At 58.3% G+C, this 17,884-nt stretch carries 13 protein-coding genes and 1 tRNA gene; 10 read left to right on the top strand and 4 right to left on the bottom strand.

Going from position 1 to position 17,884, the window contains the following annotated elements; translation table 11 throughout:
* The first annotated feature begins 102 nt into the window (after window positions 1–102).
* A complete protein-coding gene (locus E2583_RS05885) occupies window positions 103–1,140 on the top strand; it encodes a P1 family peptidase (protein ID WP_291593951.1) in 1,038 nt (345 codons plus the stop codon).
* Here E2583_RS05885 and E2583_RS05880 read toward each other — a convergent pair.
* The gene (locus tag E2583_RS05880) at window positions 1,137–3,443 is read right to left on the bottom strand and encodes a DUF1631 family protein (RefSeq protein WP_291593948.1); all 2,307 of its coding nucleotides are present in this window, start codon (window positions 3,441–3,443) and stop codon (window positions 1,137–1,139) included. The genes E2583_RS05885 and E2583_RS05880 overlap by 4 nt on opposite strands.
* Before the next feature lie 48 nt (window positions 3,444–3,491).
* Entirely contained in the window at window positions 3,492–5,153 is a 1,662-nt protein-coding gene (ettA, locus tag E2583_RS05875) for an energy-dependent translational throttle protein EttA (RefSeq protein ID WP_291593947.1), read from the bottom strand.
* Window positions 5,154–5,416: 263 nt separating this feature from the next.
* On the opposite strand from ettA, the gene E2583_RS05870 reads away from it, so the two are divergent.
* Entirely contained in the window at window positions 5,417–7,243 is a 1,827-nt protein-coding gene (locus E2583_RS05870; RefSeq protein WP_291593945.1) for a DEAD/DEAH box helicase, read from the top strand.
* A 210-nt stretch (window positions 7,244–7,453) separates the two neighbouring features.
* A complete protein-coding gene (locus tag E2583_RS05865) occupies window positions 7,454–9,181 on the top strand; it encodes a M14 family zinc carboxypeptidase (protein WP_291593944.1) in 1,728 nt (575 codons plus the stop codon).
* A gap of 111 nt (window positions 9,182–9,292) precedes the next feature.
* On the opposite strand, the gene E2583_RS05860 is transcribed toward E2583_RS05865, so the two are convergent.
* Window positions 9,293–9,369: transfer RNA gene (locus tag E2583_RS05860), tRNA-Arg, on the bottom strand.
* Window positions 9,370–9,597: 228 nt separating this feature from the next.
* On the opposite strand from E2583_RS05860, the gene E2583_RS05855 reads away from it, so the two are divergent.
* From E2583_RS05855 to E2583_RS05845, 3 genes are all read left to right on the top strand, one after another.
* Window positions 9,598–10,014: a LexA family transcriptional regulator gene (locus E2583_RS05855; RefSeq protein WP_291593941.1), complete on the top strand. Its 417-nt coding sequence runs from the start codon at window positions 9,598–9,600 to the stop codon at window positions 10,012–10,014.
* Between the two features lie 4 nt (window positions 10,015–10,018).
* Window positions 10,019–10,876 (top strand): excinuclease Cho, encoded by an 858-nt coding sequence (cho, locus tag E2583_RS05850; RefSeq protein WP_291593939.1) that lies wholly within the window; start codon window positions 10,019–10,021, stop codon window positions 10,874–10,876.
* 839 nt (window positions 10,877–11,715) lie between these two features.
* Window positions 11,716–12,597 (top strand): hypothetical protein, encoded by an 882-nt coding sequence (locus E2583_RS05845; protein ID WP_291593937.1) that lies wholly within the window; start codon window positions 11,716–11,718, stop codon window positions 12,595–12,597.
* 22 nt (window positions 12,598–12,619) lie between these two features.
* Here the strand turns inward: E2583_RS05845 and E2583_RS05840 are convergent.
* A protein-coding gene (locus E2583_RS05840) for an IS3 family transposase (protein ID WP_291593936.1) occupies window positions 12,620–13,710 on the bottom strand; the annotation gives its coding sequence in 2 pieces (ribosomal slippage) (window positions 12,620–13,452 and window positions 13,452–13,710; 1,092 coding nt in all).
* Between the two features lie 379 nt (window positions 13,711–14,089).
* On the opposite strand from E2583_RS05840, the gene E2583_RS05835 reads away from it, so the two are divergent.
* The 4 genes from E2583_RS05835 (at window position 14,090) to E2583_RS05820 (ending at window position 17,875) form a co-directional block, all read left to right on the top strand.
* Window positions 14,090–15,166 carry a hypothetical protein gene (locus E2583_RS05835; protein WP_291593934.1) on the top strand — a complete coding sequence of 359 codons (1,077 nt, stop codon included), beginning with the start codon at window positions 14,090–14,092 and terminating at the stop codon, window positions 15,164–15,166.
* 257 nt (window positions 15,167–15,423) lie between these two features.
* A complete protein-coding gene (locus tag E2583_RS05830) occupies window positions 15,424–15,837 on the top strand; it encodes a hypothetical protein (RefSeq protein ID WP_229227371.1) in 414 nt (137 codons plus the stop codon).
* A 191-nt stretch (window positions 15,838–16,028) separates the two neighbouring features.
* Entirely contained in the window at window positions 16,029–16,931 is a 903-nt protein-coding gene (locus E2583_RS05825) for a sigma factor-like helix-turn-helix DNA-binding protein (RefSeq protein WP_229227370.1), read from the top strand.
* A 101-nt stretch (window positions 16,932–17,032) separates the two neighbouring features.
* Window positions 17,033–17,875 carry a hypothetical protein gene (locus tag E2583_RS05820; RefSeq protein WP_229227368.1) on the top strand — a complete coding sequence of 281 codons (843 nt, stop codon included), beginning with the start codon at window positions 17,033–17,035 and terminating at the stop codon, window positions 17,873–17,875.
* The last annotated feature ends 9 nt before the right edge of the window (window positions 17,876–17,884 follow it).

The raw sequence follows: 17,884 nt of genomic DNA, 5'->3' as shown, positions 1-17,884 counted from the left end.
GCAACAATGTAGTAAGTATGAAGCTTGCACGGGCAAACCCTAAAGAATAAAAAACCATTCATTTATGCAAATAGTCACATAAAGAATTCAAGGAGCACAGTCATGAGCGCTATTTCAACCATTCAGGACCTGCTCGCACATGAGGGCCATATCGGCCTTGTGCAGGGCATTTCCGTCGGGCATTTCAGCGACTCGCGCCGCCCCACGGGCTGCACCGCCGTGCTTTGTCCCCTGGGTGCCGTGGGCGGGGCGGATGTCCGCGGCGCAGCCCCTGGTACGCGCGAGACCGATTTGCTGCACCCCAGCAACCTGGTTCAGGAGGTCCACGGCATCCTCCTGGCGGGCGGCAGCGCCTGGGGGCTGGACGCAGCCACAGGGGTGGTGCGCTGGCTGGAAGAACAAGGCGCGGGCCTGAATATCGGCGTGGGCCGGATTCCGCTGGTGCCCGCAGCAGTGCTCTTCGACGTGATGATGGGCGACTGGCGCATCCGCCCCGATGCCGCCTCCGGCTATGCCGCCTGCAGGAATGCGGGGGCGCACTCCGTCACGGGGCGACCCGCAGAGGGCAGCGTGGGTGCCGGCACCGGTGCCGTGGTGGGCAAGGTCTTCGGACATGAGCGCGCCATGAAGGGCGGTATAGGCACGGCCAGCTTCAGCGTCGATGGCGTCACCGTGGGAGCCATCATTGCCTGCAATGCCCTGGGCGATGTGTTCAATCCCTTTACCGGCGAGTTGCTGGCCGGGGCACGCACGGCAGACGGCCTGCAATTGCGTGGCACCCGCGATGCCCTTCTGGCGGGCGAAGAGCCCAGGCCGGTGCTGGCCGGCAGCAACACCACGGTCGGTGTCGTGGCGACCGACGCCGTCCTCACCAAGGCCCAGGCCCACCGCCTGGCCGTGGTCGCCCACGATGGCCTGGCACGTGCCATCAATCCCGTGCATACCATGAGCGATGGCGACAGCCTGTTTGCCCTGGGCACGGGGCGCAGTGGCAAGTCGCCTGGAATGATGACGCTGAGCACCTTGGCAGCCGAAGCCGTGGCCGTTGCCACCGCCCGCGCTGTATTGCTCGCCCAATCGGTGCGGATCGAAGGCCAGACAACACTGCCCAGCCATCAGGATTTGCGCACAGGCAGCTAAGCCATCGCCTCAAGCCGCCGCAGCTGTCCCTGAGCCAGCAGCTTGTCGCGCATCCGACGCGTCATCGACTGCGTGCTCCCATCCTCGGCAGTGAACAGAAAAAGGCTCTGCTGCGGGCTGACCCAGGTCAGCTTGGTTCGCAGTTGCTGGCGCTCGTTGCACAGTTCCACCCACGTGCCCAGTGGCCACTCTGCAGCCTCCACGGGTCTGCTCTGGATCGGGGAAGCCTGCAGCGGCGACGCAGGGCAGGCAATGGCTCCCGGGCCAAGCTCGGCGTCTGCGACCATCTTCTGCGGCAGCGTCTTGAAAACAGGCCGGGAAGAATACTGTGCCGCCCGGGTGTGCATTTCTCGCGCATCCGTCTCCAACGGCATGTCCTGGATGCTGTCGGTCAGTACGGGCAAGGTGATCTCCAGCCCTGCACCCACGGTTTCCGCGCCTCCTTCCAGGCTCGACAGCAGGCTGGGCAGTTCCCCCAGCACACCCCCTCGGGCCAAATCGTCCGAGCCGATCCGATTCGCGGCCTCGGCCGCATCGAGCGCCCGCTGGTGCAGACTGCCCAGACGCGCTGCAAGCGCGGCGATCTCGGCGTCGGTACGGCCGACGCTGCGCAAGCCACGGGCCAGACGACGTTGCAGTCTGGGCGCAAGTTCCACCAGTCGCGCCGCATCCTGAGCTGCCTGCGGGGACACACTCCACAGCAAGCTGGGAACCAATGCCAGATAGCCGCCAGGGTCGCGCTCCTGTCCTGGCTCGGCCTGCTGATGTGCCTGGGCAATCACGCCGGCCCAGGGGCCGGTCACGAAATCCAGAATATCCTCGGGCACGCCCTTGGCACTGGGCAAGCCGCGAATCATCTGGGCGACCTGCCGGGCATCCGGCTTGATCCGTCCGACGGAACCCGCGATCGGCCCCTCCAGCGACGCCAGCGCCAAGCCCATCAGCCCCGACCGGGTGGATGGCTCGGCTTCGGTCTGCTGGCGTATCGCCGTGGTGCGGCTCATGCGACCTTCCGGCGGCCACTGCTCGCGCACGAACTGCAGGACCTGCGCAAACACATGGGCATTCGCGCCGCCGGAGCCGGCCAGCTGGTTCGCCGCAGCCTCGGCAACCGCGATGAAATGCGCGAATCCCAGAGCAGATTCACTGGCAAACCAGAGACTTCGAGCCGTCAGCTCATCCAGCAGTTGCCGCGCAGGATGCCAACGATCCTCGAAGAACGACGCGTCATGTGCCACCAGCTGGCTCAACACGGGCTCGATTCTCAGCAGGATCCGCTGCACGGGCGGCAACAGTCGACCGTCACTGGTCATATGGCTCATCATGCGATGCAGCGTGCGTATCTGAATCAGAGCGCTGGGCGCCTGACTGGGCTGCGCGGAGCGCTGCCCCCCCAGCACACTGGGCACCCAGGGCTGCCGAGAGGTCTGCAAGGCATTCGCCGAGTAGGAAGTCCAGCCAGGCTCCAGACCTGGATCCTGCACGGAAGACATGGCAACGGCAGCAGGCTCGGTCTCAGGCCAGCTCGCCAGCATGGAATCCGTCAGCGACTGGGGCACGGTGCAGCGCGAGTCATCGATCCAGCGCAGATCCGAGGCCAGCTCCTGCAGCAGCCGAAGGGTCAGCAGACATGGATGCCGGGTATCCCCCTCCGCGCCATAGCGGGCAGGCTGCACACCATGCTGGCGCAGCACATGGGCTGCGCGGGAATATTCCGAAGCCAGAATGGGCCCCAGCTGCTGCGACATGAACTCGTGCCAGCAATCGGCCACTTCGGTGGCGGGCTGCACGGCCGTCAGCGACTGGCTCAAAGCCCGTACATAGTTCTGCAGTCGCAACGGGTTGCATTCGGGTCGGGCAGACTCCAGTCCCTGCGCCCCGCTCATCAAGGCATCCAGGTCAGCCAGCACCAGCTCGACCTGGGGCTCGACCATCTGCGCCATCTTGTGCTCGGCCTTCAGCTGCCGACTGGCTGACTCGGCCACGGCCGCCAGCGGCAAAAGCGGACCATTGACGGTATCCAGTGTCTGTGCCGAAAAGGAAAAAGGCTGGCGCGCCGACAGTACCAGCGCTTCGAGCAAATTCTGCGCAAAGCTGCTGATCACCGAGGCCCGGTGCTGCTGCAGGTTATGCAGTGCGGCACCAAGCACATCGCGCCTTGCGGAGTGGAAACCTGTTGAAAGCGACTGCTCCAACGCATATTCGGTGCGCTGCAGCAATCGCAGCGCGAATGCATCAGCGCCACGCACTGCCTGGACAAGGCAGGTGCGCAGCACGGAAACGGATGCATGTGCGAGGCTCATAGCCCCTAAGAATACCCGTTCCAGCCGAGGCTGGAATCATTTTGTCGCTTACTTCAACGCCTTGTAACGAACACGCTTGGGTGCAGCACCTTCCTCACCCAGTCGCTTCTTCTTATCAGCCTCGTATTCTTGATAGTTTCCATCAAAGAAAACCCATTGCGAGTCACCTTCTGCGGCCAGGATATGCGTGGCAATCCGGTCCAGGAACCAGCGGTCATGCGAGATCACCATCACGGTGCCAGCGTATTCGAGCAGTGCGTCTTCCAGCGCACGCAGGGTTTCCACGTCCAGATCGTTGGAGGGCTCGTCCAGCAGCAGCACGTTGCCGCCCTGGATCAGGGTCTTGGCCAGGTGCAGGCGGCCGCGCTCGCCCCCGGAGAGGTTGCCGACCTTTTTCTGCTGGTCCTGGCCGTTGAAGTTGAAGCGCCCCGCGTACGCTCGGGAGGCCATGGTGAACTTGCCCACGTTGATCATGTCCAGACCACCGGAGATGTCTTCCCAGACGGTCTTTTCATTGGAGAGTTCATCGCGATGCTGGTCGACAAAGGCCATCTTCACGGTCTGGCCGATGTCCACCGTGCCGGAATCGGGCTGCTCCTTGCCCGCGATCAGCTTGAACAGCGTCGACTTGCCCGCGCCGTTGGGGCCGATGATGCCGACGATGGCACCAGCCGGAACATTCATCGACAGGTTGTCGATCAGCATGCGGTCACCAAAGGACTTGGAGACATTGGTGAACTCGATGACCTTGGAGCCCAGGCGCTCGGCCACAGGAATGAAGATTTCCTGTGTTTCGTTGCGCTGCTGGTATTCGTAATCGCTCAATTCCTCGAAGCGTGCAATACGGGCCTTGGACTTGGCCTGACGTCCCTTGGCGTTCTGGCGCACCCACTCCAGCTCCTTCTTCAGGGCCTTGGCGCGGGCTTCCTCGCCCTTTTGCTCGGCTTCCAGGCGGTTGCCCTTCTGGATCAGCCAGTCCGAATAGTTGCCCTTGTAGGGAATGCCATGTCCACGGTCCAGTTCCAGAATCCACTCGGCGGCGTTATCGAGGAAGTAGCGGTCGTGGGTAATGGCCACCACGGTGCCGGAGAAGCGATGCAGGAACTGCTCCAGCCAGTCCACGGACTCGGCGTCCAAGTGGTTGGTCGGCTCGTCCAGCAGCAGCATGTCGGGCTTGGACAGCAAGAGCTTGCACAGCGCCACGCGGCGCTTTTCACCACCGGAAAGCTGGCCGACGATGGCATCCCAGGCAGGCAGACGCAGCGCGTCGGCAGCGATTTCCAGCTGGTGCTCGGAGTCCGTTCCCGCAGCAGCGATGATCGCTTCCAGTTCGCCCTGCTCGGCGGCCAGGGCGTCAAAGTCCGCATCTTCTTCCGCGTAAGCGGCATAAACCTCTTCCAGGCGTGCCTTGGCGTTGTTCACTTCCGCCATGGCTTCCTCCACCGCCTGGCGCACGGTGTGCTCGGGGTTCAGCTGGGGTTCCTGAGGCAGGTAACCGATGGACAGGCCTGCCATGGGGATGGCTTCGCCTTCATACTCCTTGTCCACGCCAGCCATGATCTTCAGTAGCGACGATTTGCCCGAGCCGTTCAAGCCCAGCACGCCGATCTTCGCGCCCGGGAAGAAACTCAGTGAAATATCCTTCAAGATCTGGCGCTTGGGCGGCACAGTCTTAGTCAGGTGATTCATCGAAAAAACGTATTGAGCCATGTCCGAAATGCTTTGAGTTACTTGAATTTATGCAAAAAAGTGTGCCGCTTTACACGGCAATCAAACCATGATTATCGGTGCATGCGACAATACCCCTCGCAACAGGCGTCCAGTTGCCTGCTGCAGCAGCACTTCAGCTGGGGACAAAGGAAGCGTTTCCAAGCTCCCGACACGCAAACTTATCTGCCTACAACTGGCCAGGTGCCCCACGGGCGCCATGACAGGCTGATACCCCGCGCCCAGGATTGGCGCAATTGATCACAATGACATTTGAAGAACTGAATCTGGCCCCAGCCATTCTGAAGGCCGTACAAGAACAGGGCTATGAAAACCCGACCCCCATTCAGGCACAGGCCATCCCTCTCGTTCTAGCCGGTCACGACCTGCTGGCGGGTGCCCAGACCGGCACCGGCAAGACGGCCGCCTTCACGCTGCCCATGTTGCAGCGCCTGGCAAACGGCACTGCGCCCAAGAACAAGTTCGGCGGCAAGGGCATTCGCACGCTGGTTCTGACCCCTACTCGCGAGCTGGCGGCCCAGGTGGAGGAAAATCTGCGCAGCTACGCCAAGTATCTGGACATCACCTCCACCGTGATTTTTGGCGGTGTGGGCATGAAACCGCAGATCGCCCGCATCGAAAAAGGGGTGGACGTTCTGGTCGCGACTCCCGGCCGTCTGCTGGATCTGGCCGGTCAGGGCTACATGGATCTGTCCACGGTCGAAATGCTGATCCTGGACGAAGCCGACCGTATGCTGGACATGGGCTTCATCCATGACGTCAAGAAAGTGCTGGCACTGGTGCCCAAGGACAAGCAAAGCCTGCTGTTCTCGGCCACCTTCAGCGACGAAATCCGTGAGCTGGCCAATGGCTTGCTGCGCAACCCCCAGTCGATTCAGGTCACTCCACGCAACACCACCGTGCAGCGCATCAAGCAGGTGATCCACCCCGTAGGTCGCAGCAAGAAGAAGCAAGTGCTGCTGCACATCATTCAGGAAAACAACTGGAGCCAGGTGCTGGTCTTCACCCGCACGAAGTTTGGCGCGAACAATGTCGCAGAGTACCTGACCAAGAATGGCGTCTCCGCCATGGCCTTGCACGGCAACAAGAGCCAGAGTGCCCGTACACAGGCCTTGGAAGGGTTCAAAACGGGTGAACTGCGAGCGCTGGTCGCGACAGATATTGCAGCACGCGGCATCGACATCGACGAACTGCCCAACGTGGTCAACTACGAGATCCCCAATATCTCGGAGGACTATGTGCACCGTATCGGCCGCACAGGCCGCGCCGGCCGCGAAGGCAATGCCGTCAGCCTGGTCTGCATGGACGAGGAAGGCTTCATGATGGATATCGAACGCTTCACCAAGCAGGAGATTCCGGTGCAGCCCATCGACGGCTTTGGCCCAGAGGAAGGTGAGGTTGCAGAGCCTATCGCCATGGGCCGCCAAACCCTGTGGGGTGGCGCTGGCAAGCCCCCCAGCCGCGATGTGATGCAGGCAGCTGCGAAAGCGGCCCGACAGGAAATGATGGAGCGCATCCGTTCCAACAAGGCCCCCAATGGCGGCCGCGGCGGCCGTCGTCCTGCCGCAGATGCCCAGCCAGGCGAAGCGGAAGGCGAAGCACAACAACGCCCCGCACGCCAGCACAAGCCCCGTGGCAGCAACCGCGTCAACAACCAGCGCGGCCAGGGTCCGCAAACCGCGGAACGCAGCGAACGCATCCCGGACCGCGGTGCTGAGCGCAGCGGCTCCTTCGGTCAAGGCGACCGTGCTCCACGCCCTCAGGGCAACAGCGATCCACAGCGCGCTCCCAAGCGCGGTGGTGCCCGCCAGTTCGGGGATCGCGAGCGCGGCAACCGCTACGACGACCAGCCACCGCGCGCCGATGCACACCTGGGTACGCAGCAAGGCCATGCACGCCACAACGGCGCGCGCGGCAGCAATGCCGGTGGCCAGCCCGATCCCATGCGCACCAGCGTGGACAGCATGGCCGACCGTGGTCGGCGCGGCGGCTTTGGCGGCGGACGCGGTGGTTTCGGTGGAGGCAATCGCGGTGGCAATCGCGGAGGCTTTGGCGGCGGCTACAGCCGTTAAGTCACCACTCCCATGGCTGAAGGTGTGAAATCGCCTTCAATCCAGGCTTCGAAGGGCTGCAATCTCCAATATTGCAGCCCTTCTGTTTTTCAGCGGCAACATCGCTGCCCGCTGACAGCGGATCGCAAGCCAGCCGGCCTAATATGGGTTCCAGATGTGCGAAGCTTGGGCTCTCGCTCTTGGCATGTTCTTTCTATCTGCGTTGAACTTATGACATTTCTCACCAAGCCTGTTTCCTCTCATGCCAAGCATTCTCAGTCCATCTGGACTCAAAGCATGCTCAAGCTGACGACGGTGGGCTCGGCAGTGCTGTTGACGGCCTGTGCCAATGTGCAACTGCCGCCCTGGACTGGCATGTCAGGCCCGGCACCGGCCACGGTGCCCCCGGCAGCAAGTTCTCCTGCTGCCCCCAATGCGACTGCTGCCCCCGCGCCGCCGCTGACCACCCTGCCCTACAACCCGACCATCGAATCTCGGTTCACCGACCCCGCCACGGTCTATGACACGCCCGGTCTGGGCAACGGAAGACAACAGTTCAGTACACAGACAGAAATTTCTGCGTGGCTGCAGTCACTGAGCAGCAAAGCCGGCAGCGGCACCCAACTGTCCGCCGTCACCATCGGCACGTCGCAAAGAGGACTGCCGATTCAGGCACTGATCGCGACCCTGGCTCCCAGCACACAGGCAACGGCCATCAACAACAGTGGCAAACCCACGGTGCTGCTGGTCGGAGGCCAGCGCGGCGACGAGCCCGCCAGCACCGAGGCCCTGCTGGTCGTCGCCCGCGAGCTGGGCCAGGGTGGCCTGCTGGCACCCTTGCTGCAGCAGATCAATATCATCATCCTGCCACGTGCCAACCCTGATGCGGCAGCCACGGCCAGCCACGTCACGGCGGACGGCACAGACCTGATTCACGACCATCTATTGCTGAGCACTCCGGAAGCACAGGCGCTCGCGCGCCTGAGCCGCAATTACCGCCCTGCTGCAGTGATTGATTTGCGTGAATTTGCCGCTGCGGGTGCCCTGCTGCAGAAATTTCAGGCCGTGCAGCGCTACGACGTGCTGCTGCAGCCCGCTGCCACGGCCAACGTCCACGAATTTGTCAACAAGGCTGCACGTGAGTGGTTCAGCCTCCCCGTACGCGCCGCTCTCAAGCAGGCAGAGCTGAGCAACGAATGGTTTTTTCAGCCCAGTGCTCAGCCCGAGGACAAGTCGCTTTCCATGGCCGGCTTGAACGCCGACACCCTCGCCAACACCAGCGGCCTCAAAAACTCTGTGGCCCTGCTGATCGCCAGCCGCGGCTCCGACCTGGGGCGCCTGCACATTCAGCGTCGCGTGCACAGTCTGGTCACCGCAGCAACGGCTGCATTGCGCGCAACGGCCGACAAATCGAGAAATCTGAAGCAGGTCGAGTCCTTCGTCTCACGCGATATTTCCGCCCTGGCTTGCCGCAACACCCTGACCATTCAGGCCAGGCAAACGCCCGAGCAGCGCACCATCAGCATGCTCCAGGCCGAATCCGGCCAGGAAGTTGAGGCCCGCGTGGACTGGAATTCATCGCTGAGCATCAAGGCCGAACAAAGCCGCCCTCGCCCATGTGGTTACTGGCTGTCGGCGGACTCCGGGCGAGCCGTCGATCGCTTGCGCCTGCAAGGAGTGCAAGTCATGCAGATTGCGGAATCTGGCCAGATGCTTGCCGAAAACTACACTCCGTCCCGCTCTGGCAGCAACGCCCCCGTGCTGACACGTGGCGCCATTGAAGCGCCCATGGGCAGCTACTACATCACCCTCAACCAGGCAAAAGCCCATCTGGCGGTGGCAGCCCTGGAGCCTGACACCCCGTTCAGCTATGTGAGCAAGAGCCTGATTACAGCCCCCACGGACATTGCACGCGTCGTTGCCGCACCGTCGGTCGTGTTTGAAGAAGAGATGGAATGAAGGAGTAGAGACAGATCTGCGAAGCTTTCAATACCCTCCGCAGCAGGCCGCCGACACGTCGAAAAAAAAAAAAAAATCCACTCATGCCGCGGCATGAATGGATTTTTCATATGGCCTGCCCGACAGGGATCGAACCTGTGACCCACAGCTTAGAAGGCTGTTGCTCTATCCAACTGAGCTACGGGCAGATGATTGATTTCACTAGGCTTTTCTACTTCACCGGAACCTAGATTTGCGGAGCGCTCCGCATCGGTCATTTCTCGTTTGATATGACCGGTCGTTATTATGCCTTGGTTCGGGCCGTCCTCGGCACAACGTGCAGCAGGGACACATCCACCACCAAAAGGGTCGCACCGCACTTGACGGTGATCCATTGATATACTGTATTTATGTACAGTCACCGACTCTTGAGCGGCATGCCCGTCCCACTCACCGCCTCCCCGGTTGCCTTGCCGCTGGTCGACAGCGGCATGCCGGCCGGCATGCCCGCGGCAGCCAATGACTTCGCAGGCAAGTGCCTGAATGTTGCAGAGTTGCTGGTGGAGCACCCGCACGCCACGTTCGTGCTGCGCGTGGCGGGTCCGTCCATGCAGGAGTACGGCATTGATGACGGCGATATCGTCGTGGTGGACAGGGCACTGCGCGCTCGTGATGGAAGCGTCGTCGTGGCGCTTGTCGACAGCGACTTCACCATCCGAGTGCTGGACAGCGATGGCGGCACCTGCAAGCTCAGGGCAGGCTCCCCCTCTTCCCCAGACATCGCTCCGAAAGAAGGACAGGCTGCGGAAATCTGGGGTGTCGTCACCAGTTGCATCAAGCGTTTTGCCAGGTGAGCACATGCACATTCCCGCCCAGCGAAGGCCAGAATTCGAAGCGGCCCGCATATACGAATACCCTGAGCATCTTCTCGCCTCGCTAGAGGGTGTGCCGGCTGCACCGGGCGTCTATATTTTTCATGCGGCCGAGGACGAGCTGCCGCTGTACATCGGTAAAAGCATCAACCTGCGCGCTCGCCTGCTCTCGCACTTTCGCACCGAGGACGAGGCCCGGATGCTGCGCCAAGCCGTGCGCATCAGCTTCATACGCACTGCCGGGGAAATCGGGGCCCTGCTGCTGGAAGCCCAACTCATCAAGCAGCAGCAACCCTTGTTCAATCAGAAGCTGCGCCGCAACCGGCAACTGTGTGCGCTGCGGCTGTCCGGCGATCTGCCGGAAGTCATTTACTCCCGAGACATCGACTTTGCCAACACGCCGGACATTTTTGGTCTGTACGCCAGCCGCCATGCAGCCCTTGAGGCGCTGCGCGACTTGGCCGACCAGCACCAGCTTTGTTACGGCGCGCTGGGTCTGGAAAAGCTGGCCAAAGGCCGCGCCTGCTTTCGCAGCATGGTGCGCCAATGCGCAGGCGTCTGCCATGGCGCAGAAACCTCCGAGCAGCACCGGGCCCGGCTCATCGAGGCCCTGGAAGGCCTGCGCGTGGTGACCTGGCCCTTTGCAGGCGCCATCGGCATTGAGGAAAAGTGCCAGGACATGCGGCAGATCCATGTCATCCACAACTGGTGCTACCTGGGCAGCGCCCCGACCCTGCCAGCCGCGCGCAAGCTCAACAGCGTCGCCGCAGGCTTCGATGCGGATGGCTACAAGATCCTTTGCCGCCCCATCCTAGGCGGCAGCGCCAGGATCATCCCTTTGTAGGGGGAGCCCATGTTTGCGCTCATTGACGGCAACCATTTTTTGTCAGCTGCGAGCGGGCATTTCGCCCTTCCCTGCAAGGCGTTCCTCTTGTTGCCCTGGGTAGCCGTTTTTTCAGCTGCACGACCCGGTCAAGTCCAAGGGACTGGTCTGCCTCTGGGCCAGACGATGTGGCCGACGAACGCGGCGAACTGGCTGCAGCCCTGCAACTGGGACACAGGTCAGTGCAGACGACCCAACGCCACTATCTGCGGCACTGGGCCAAGGTTCAGGCGACCAGATAGCGGGGCTCTTGCTTCGCAGGCATTCGCGTGAAACCTTGTGCGGTCTTCAAAGGCTGGCGCAATGCCTGCAATCGACCATGAGCGGACTGCGAAGTAAAGGACGGGCGGCCACATCAAGCACCTGTCGTCTTCTCGGGCAGGCCACCGCACGATGACATTTTCCTCGATGCCCTCATTTTGAAAATGACTCCCGACTCAGGCAACAAACGTAACGCCTCATGGTGAGGGTTCGCCCGCATTACCCGATATCTAGTCGATTCCAGCAATCAACTCATTGACTGTTAGCTGCCGCAAAGCATGGAGTGCGACCAGAACGGCCGAGCAGCCGTGAGCTCGATCCGTGCACCGGCTCATGGAGTTTGTTTCGTTTCCTTTGGCTACTTTTGGCCGAACTTCATGCACTAGAGTCCGCCGTTTAGCTAATTGTCGAGAGTCAGCGGAGGTGCGGTCACCGCCGGTGCTGCCAGCCAGAAGCCGTCACACCCTACCGTTGCCATGCCTCGATTCGTATTGATCCAAGTGAAAAAAATCATTGCACCATTCATTGAGGGATGCCGCATGAAAGCGCTTATCCCATTTTGCATTGCCTCTCTGTGCTCCGTCGTATCGGCTCAGACCAACGTGCCCTCGGGCCGCATAGTCCCGACTCCCATCTACGGCGTCACCGTGGACGACGTGAGCAGGCTCAGCGACATCACACGCAGCCTATCGTCGCTGGCCTACCGGCCTACCACGCGCATCGTCTTCGATGAGTTCGTGAACCCGGACTATTACCGCAAACCCGCAGTGGAGATCTCCAAAGTTTCCTATGTGATGGGTGAGATATTGGACTCGTACTACGTCAAGCAGTACAGCGTGGATGGGTATATACAACGGACCAACCAATACCTCAGTGCATTGTCGGATGTGGTGGATATCTGGGAAGTAGCCAACGAGGTCAACGGCGAGTGGCTGGGGGCCAATGTCGATGTGGTGGCGAAGATGACCAGCGCCTACAACATCGTGAAGGCGCAGAACAAGACGGCCGCGCTCACGCTCTACTACAACCAGGGCTGCTGGTCGCAGCCCTCCAATGAAATGTTCAAGTGGGCCGAGGCCAATGTTCCTGCCTACATGAAGCAGGGTCTGGACTACGTCTGGATTTCCTACTATGAGGATGACTGCAATGGACTCAAGCCCAACTGGCAGCAGGTGTTCGACAAGCTGCACGTGATGTTCCCCAATTCCAAGATCGGGTTCGGGGAAGTGGGTACCTCGCGCAAAACCAAGAAGGCCGAGTACCTGACCCGCTATTACACGATGAAGATCACCACCGCGAATTACGTAGGCGGTCACTTCTGGTGGTACTTCAGGCAGGACATGGTGCCCGTCACCAAGGAGCTGTGGGCAACCCTGAATGCGGCGATCAAGGCGGAGCCGACGTCCCCCCGTTTTCAGTAGCACAAGGCTTTGGAGTCCGAGGTTAATTTAACTGCTTTTGCATCAGCCTCTGGGCATAGGCTGTGGGCGTGAGTCCACCAAGCGATCTCTTGGGCCGCTCTTCGTTGTATTCCCGGCGCCAAGCCTCGACGATCACACGGGCATGTGCCAGACTGGTGAACCAATGTTCGTTCAAGCATTCATCCCTAAAGCGCCCGTTGAATGATTCGATGTAGGCGTTCTGGTTGGGCTTGCCCGGTTCGATCAGAAACAGCTGAACGCCCCTGGCGTGGGCCCAGTTCAGCATGGCTCGACCGCAGAACTCCTTGCCGTTGTCAGTTCGGATCGCCTTGGGTAGCCCCCTTGTCCTGGCGAGTTGCTCCAGGATGCGCACCAGTTGGTTGCCACCCAGGGCCCGCTCCGGCACGATGGCCACAGCCTCATGGGTTGCGTCATCCACTACCGTGAGGTTTTTGATGCTGCGTCCTTCCGCTGTGCGGTCAAAGACAAAGTCCATGGACCACACCTGGTTGGCAACTGTCGGGCGTACCAAAGGGTGGCGCTCCGATATCGGGATCTTCTTGCGCCTGCGCTTTTTGATCTGAAGACCGGCTTGGGCATACAGACGATCCACCCGCTTGTGATTCACGATCTCTCCGGCTTGGCGCAGCTTCAGATAGATCATGCCGGCCCCGTAGCGACGATGACGCTGTGCCAGAGCGATGATCTTCTCCTTCAAGGCACAGTTGTGGTCGCAGGCTGGTTTGTAGCGCAGGGCACTGGCGCTCATGCCGATGACACGCAGCGAACGACGCTCGCTCAGTCCACGGCTGACCATGTGACGCACCAACTCGCGCCGTGCGGGTGCGCTCACCACTTTTTTCTCAAGGCTTCTTTCGTCGCCTCGTTCTCAAGCAGGGCTTCGGCCAGCAGCCGTTTGAGCCGTCCGTTTTCGGCTTCCAGCTCCTTCAGACGTTTGGCATCGGACACGCTCATACCGCCAAACTTGCTGCGCCAGAGGTAATAGCTGGCCTCGGAGAAGCCGTGCCGCCGGCACAGCTCGGCCACCGGTAAGCCCGATTCGGCTTCCCGCAGGAAGCCAATGATCTGTTCTTCCGTAAATCTCTTCTTCACGTCCAATCTCCTGTTGCATGGGATTGGACTCCAAGCTCACCTGCTACTCAATTCCGGGGAGACGTCGGAGGCAGCCTTATCGTAGCGCGCAACCCGCTCCACTGTTTGCGTGGGACCTGCGTGAAACCTAGTTGTTATGGTGCCGGAGACATGAATCGAACACGCGACCTTCTCATTACGAACTCTGGCGCGGAGTATTGCCGATTGATGCTCAGTACTGTCTTCACTCGAGACAAGTCAATTTTAGCATCCCAGATTGATGCCGAATAGTGCTGAAATTTTCCTCCAACTGTGACATAGCTGTGACACGGCAGAGGCCCATCAAACATCCATGATGACTTCTGTCTAGACTAGGGGCAAAGCATCCCTTGGAGCACTTTTGGCTGAAGAATCTACATCAACACCTGAGCCCTCGAACGAGCGGACTGCACAACAATGGGCATGGCAATTTCTGCGTCGTAATCCAGAGTATCTGATGGCCTACGAGATGCTCTCCGCACTTACATGGGAGCAATTTTCACAGCTGCAGTTTCTCATTGCACAGGCTCAGAATTTACTTGTCAGTGACTTATTTCTTGACGAGAAAATAATACGGACAATTGATATACGATTTTTTGAATCAGAAGGCTTGGAAATGCTTGATGAGAAAATAAAAGAAACAATTGGGGAATATATAGACAGAACTAGTAATTTTCCGGGACTTGAAGAGAAAATAATTTTCAGAGTATCAAAGCGTTATTGGCTCGAAACATACTGTTTGGTTGAGTGGCGCGATCCTCTAAAATTTTTAGAAGTTGATGTTGATACTGCTGCACATATGTGGCGATATACACCATTTATCGAACTAGGTACGGTAGCTACGCCTTGGTTGGAAAGGATAAAAGGTATAGATTCAGAAGGATTTAAGCCCTTGAAACGTAGCAAGCGTGGTAAGGGATATGAACTTAACGATCAGATGGTAAGAGGCGCTGACGGCTCAATTTTCATGCGCAGCGCAACAGTTTGGGGTGATGATTACGTTACCCCTTCGCTAGGGGTAACGGAGGTTGATATTCGGTTTGATTTGGAATTTCCTCTGGATTTTCAATTGAAAAATGCGGAGAAGGAGTTGTTGAAGCAATATTCACTACTTATCAAGGCAAATATTTTAGAAAAAACTCCAAAGCATGTTGATAGATTTGGCTTATATCAAGAGTATATTATGATCTTGGATGAATATAATAATGGAGCAGATATTAATAAGCTTGCCTTGAAATTTGGTGATGGGATTGTCGAAAAAGTTGTCAGATGGAAAAGAAAAAATAATAGTGTGCCAGTGCCGGAACGTGGACTAATTAATCCAGGTAGGCCATCGGATGATCGTGAGAAAATTACAGAAGGAGTCCGGCAAAAATTAGTTAGAGCAATTAAATTGCGTGATCAAAATTATAAAAAATTAGCCTTTCTTCGTTGCTGAGTTTTTCATTAAAATGAAATTTTAGTATTCCGATGAATTCATTTATATTTTTATCTATTTGCTTCAGAAATGAATTAAAGATACCACCGGAACCCTGATTCATATCGAATTTTCGCTATAGAAGAAGTCTCGAGTGACGCAAAATTTTGTGCGTTGTGCGTCACTGTTTCCGAGCCTAGAACCTGCAAAAGTAGAGGTTGTCAGCAAGTGCTGATGAACAATTTTGCAAGGATGAACAATTTTGCAAGGATTACGGTATGAAAATTTCTCTTGCGCCTTTGGCTGGCGTGAATCTTGTTGGTGGTGCTTACTTGGCAAGCGGCTCGAAACCTTTCTCTGTCCATAGCTATGTCCATCACCAAACGGAAGATGCCAAACTGAAAGTATCTTCTGCGCCCGAGTTGAAGGAAGTGCCTCCTAAAATTTCCTGGCTGACGGTGGCGCAGTTCAATGTTAAGCATCCCGCATTTAGCGAAAACGCGTTAAGAGCGCTCATTTTTGCGGCGAAGCCTCGTGTTGCTGCCGTTCGCAACGGTGTTGAAACCGTTTTACCCGGGAACGGGTTGGCAGTTGCAATCCGCCGTATCGGTCGACGAGTTCTCATCAACGAGAACGAATTCTTGAACTGGGTGGATCAACAAGGCCGCAACGCGCCCCCAGCACACCGCTAAGTCTGCACTGTCAGGGGCAGTGAATTGCTCTCTCAGTGCCTTCGCGCACTGTAGTAAGCCTATCGCAGCACCGACTCCGACCTTGCGATGAATCGCTAAACATCCCCGCACTTTTTCGTATCGCATGTGCTTGTTGATCAGGTGCAGGGGCTTCGCTTTGCCAATTTTTTCCACCGAGGAGCTATCAGCCCATGAATACGCCAAATCCAAGTGAAATCAATGCTCAAAAACCTGCAGCGCCAGCTGTGAAGAAGGATGCCCAAAGCAGCGATTCAGCCAAATCTTCAGTCCCTAGCAAATCCTTGCCTCTGGCTGAGTCTCGCTGCTATGGGGTTTCGGTAGGAGTAGGTGCTTCTGCCACCTTGGTTGCCTATGGAATCGCGGCTGACTTGTGCGCGGGAGGCACGATCTTCGGGTTACCTGTAGGAAAGCAAAAGAATGTCGAGATATTCGCGGCTGATCATGTTTCCGCAAGTGATCTGAAATTTCAGGTGTCGCGTTTGATCGATAGCGAAGTCAATATCTCCGTGCTCGTCCCTAAGACGCTGAATCCTCCCGACTATCGCAGCCAAGAAGGCCGTGCTCTCATGGGGCCGCCGAAAGCAGGGGGCTGTCGCGTCGTGGTTGTCCCCGCAGCTAACAAAAAGGCGCGCTGGTCCGAAGCTAATTTGTCTGCATTCAAGCGTGCTGTAGTCGGCAAGGGCGCGCTGGTCATTTTTATCTTTCAAGGGTTTAGCAAAGAGGAAGAGGCCTACTTGTCTTCCTGCTTTAACTGCGTATTCACAGTCTGCCCCTGTGAGCCTGACCAGGGCTACCCATCGGCGTTTACGGTCGCTCCCATCTCCGGTAGTTTTTTTGCAGCGACGGGCCACAGTGCTGTGATCGAAAACATCCGCGTGGACGCTGAGGGCCGCATTAAACGCCACTGCCTGCCCTGCGTTTCTCCAGACAGACGGGATCGCGAAATCTATCGCCTTCGTAAAGAAGAAAACAAATCGTTGGAGGAGATCGGCGAAGTCTTGGGCTGCAACAAGAGCACTATCTCCCGCCGCTTGAGCGCACTGGCTTTTCATTTGCGCGGTCACTGCCTGTGATCCCTGTGTTGCACGTGTTGCGTGATTTGCGGCTTTCCCATGCAAAGCCTGATTTCACGCAACACCTGCAACGTCCCTCCCCCATCTCAAGAAGACTCATCATGATTATCGAGAACAACGCGGTGTCTCGTTCACCTGTATATGGGGCTGATCGTGTGACGATATGGCTAGACCGCCCGGCATCAGAAGCTGAGTTTGAAGAGCTGCGCGAGCACTGCACCTTTCTGACTGTGACGAACGATCAGCCCAAGTTTCAGGCCAACCGCAAGTGCAAGTTGGACCTGTTTCAGCCGACGCGCAAATGCCTGCCTATAGCGAAAGAAATCCTGAGGGCGGAAACTAATGCCGATCCAACCTATGCCGAGTTGGCACGTGATGTGACTCTACCCAACAAGGCTCGCACGGCGCTACTTACTGCGTTTCTCGGTTCCGTAAAAGTGACGAGCCAGCGGTCACACTTCGTTCAATGTAAAGGCACCTTTTACTGCGGCAAGCGGGCAGGAAATGGTGGCCGTGACGGCAGTGTCCTGGCGGTCTACGCAGATAAAGCCAGCAAGATCAACAATGCGCGTCCAGGTGCCGATGCCATCAAGTGCTTTCACGTTGAGCTGCGCTTGAGTGGCAAGGATGCCTTGAGAAAGCACGGCATCCGCACGTTGGAAGACCTCATCTCTTTTAACCATAAGCAGCTCTGGGAGAAATGCTTGAAGTTCTACGCGCTGCCGCGAAGCAAAACCGAGTTGGGCCGTTTGCTGGCCGCTTGCTGTGGTGGCCGCGCAGATGCTTCGGACACGGCATACCTTAAACGTGCAAACCGTTGGATCGACAAGCACAGCATAGATGCGAAATTCATCATGCATAACGCGCTGAAGGCGACTCCCAAGCTTGAGTGCTATCTGGCAAAAATAGACTGGAACGGCCTGATGAAGAGCATCAAGAAGTAGGCCGAGCGC

This window comes from Comamonas sp. (genome assembly GCF_009360615.1).
Classification (GTDB): Bacteria; Pseudomonadota; Gammaproteobacteria; order Burkholderiales; family Burkholderiaceae_C; genus Comamonas.
This window is presented reverse-complemented; position numbering and strand designations above follow the sequence as displayed.

Bases quoted from the DNA above. Each gene is read 5' to 3' on its own strand.
- E2583_RS05855 (WP_291593941.1), top strand. From the start codon at position 9,598: ATGCCCGTCCCACTCACCGCCTCCCCGGTTGCCTTGCCGCTGGTCGAC.
- E2583_RS05845 (WP_291593937.1), top strand. From the start codon at position 11,716: ATGAAAGCGCTTATCCCATTTTGCATTGCCTCTCTGTGCTCCGTCGTA.
- cho (WP_291593939.1), top strand. From the start codon at position 10,019: ATGCACATTCCCGCCCAGCGAAGGCCAGAATTCGAAGCGGCCCGCATA.
- E2583_RS05820 (WP_229227368.1), top strand. From the start codon at position 17,033: ATGATTATCGAGAACAACGCGGTGTCTCGTTCACCTGTATATGGGGCT.
- E2583_RS05885 (WP_291593951.1), top strand. From the start codon at position 103: ATGAGCGCTATTTCAACCATTCAGGACCTGCTCGCACATGAGGGCCAT.
- E2583_RS05825 (WP_229227370.1), top strand. From the start codon at position 16,029: ATGAATACGCCAAATCCAAGTGAAATCAATGCTCAAAAACCTGCAGCG.
- E2583_RS05830 (WP_229227371.1), top strand. From the start codon at position 15,424: ATGAAAATTTCTCTTGCGCCTTTGGCTGGCGTGAATCTTGTTGGTGGT.
- E2583_RS05880 (WP_291593948.1), bottom strand. From the start codon at position 3,443: ATGAGCCTCGCACATGCATCCGTTTCCGTGCTGCGCACCTGCCTTGTC.
- E2583_RS05870 (WP_291593945.1), top strand. From the start codon at position 5,417: ATGACATTTGAAGAACTGAATCTGGCCCCAGCCATTCTGAAGGCCGTA.
- E2583_RS05865 (WP_291593944.1), top strand. From the start codon at position 7,454: ATGACATTTCTCACCAAGCCTGTTTCCTCTCATGCCAAGCATTCTCAG.
- ettA (WP_291593947.1), bottom strand. From the start codon at position 5,153: ATGGCTCAATACGTTTTTTCGATGAATCACCTGACTAAGACTGTGCCG.